At 42.3% G+C, this 1,541-nt stretch carries 2 protein-coding genes; both read left to right on the top strand.

All coding sequences use genetic code 11. The features are described 5' to 3' along the window. A partial coding sequence (locus BP74_RS21610) for a hypothetical protein (RefSeq protein WP_496377642.1) occupies nt 1-354 on the top strand: 354 nt, incomplete at its 5' end. Nucleotides 355-360: 6 nt separating this feature from the next. Next, a partial coding sequence (locus BP74_RS21615; RefSeq protein WP_496377644.1) for an HYR-like domain-containing protein occupies nt 361-1,541 on the top strand: 1,181 nt, incomplete at its 3' end.

Raw genomic sequence — 1,541 nt, forward strand, 5'->3', positions numbered from 1 at the left:
TGCGGCAATGAGAGTTTGCCATTTGTGCAGACAGCTACCTGGAAAACGGATAATATTCCACCAACGCTTACTTGTCCAACTGTACCACCTGTATGTGAAGTATCAAATAAAACGTATACCATTCCGCCTTTAACTGCCAGTGACAACTGCAGTGCAAATAATACATTAACCATTACTTATACAATAACGGGAGCAACGACACGAAACGGAACCGGGCTGGATGCCAGCGGCATTTTCGAAGTTGGCGTGTCAATCATCACATGGACAGTGGTAGATGAATGTGGGAATAGCAATACCTGTACGACACAGGTAACAATCAATCCTAAACCCAAACCAACTATCTACCATAACTAATTGATCATGAAAACAGGAAACGATATACATACAGCAATAAACAAAGGGGGGCAGGGGCCAGGCGCCTGGTTGTCTCTTTTGCAATGGTTACGGCTGTTGGTACTATCGCTTTCCCGGATAAATCACTACAAGCCTGATAAAGCTTTTTATAAACCCATTATATCACATCAAAACAATATTCTTTTAAAAGCCCCGACCAAAACTCAAAACTCAAAAGCAACTAAACTAACTAACATGTTTCCGGCGCACAGATATACAAAATGGGGCTTACTGTTGCTCTTTGCCTTCCTGGCAAATTTCGCAACAGCTCAGGTCGGGCCATTCCAATTTACTGGGGATGACAATGTTTGTGTTGGGCAGACAAAGAATTATGGTGTTACTAAAGTGCCTGGATCTACTTATTCGTGGACGATAACACCAGGTACGGAAGGAGTGGATTGGATTTTGACTGTTACGGATAATACCATAACTGTTAAATGGCTGAAGGCTGGTACCTATACGGTATCTGTTGCAGAGACAAATGCAGATAATTGTACTGGAGATGCCGTTCAAATAACTGTAACCGTTCATGACTTGCCGGTATGTTCAATTACGGGTCCTGACAATATATGTCCCAGTTCTACAAATGTTTATAATGCACCAGTGGGTATGACCACTTATAATTGGTCGATCAGTGGAGATGCTTCTATATCTGGTGCAACTAATGGACAGACTGTGTCTGTGGTTGCCGACAACAAGTGTGGAAGCTTTACGTTGACCCTTGTTATTACAAATGAATTTGGATGTTCAAGTACATGTACTCAGACGTTTGAAATAAAAGATACCCAGGCTCCGACAATAACAGGAACAATAGCACCAACATCTGTAGAAGGCTGTGATGCAAGTGTGGCGCCAAATGCAGAAACTAATGTTGCGGGCCTTGAATCAATTGGATTGAATATTAGTGATAATTGTACCCTAGATGCTAATTTGATAGTGAGTCATAGTGATGTGGTTTCTGGTACGTGTGAATTTGTTATTACAAGAACGTATACTATTACAGATGCTTGTGGCAACACTGCTACAGTACAACAGGTTATTAATATTAAAAAACCAGACTTTAGCTTGCCAACGAATGGCGCAAGCACTGTAGACTGTCCTGCGAAGGCCACAGCGCCGACACCACCAACGGTGAAGGATGCATGCGG

The organism is Flavisolibacter ginsengiterrae DSM 18136 (assembly GCF_059568575.1).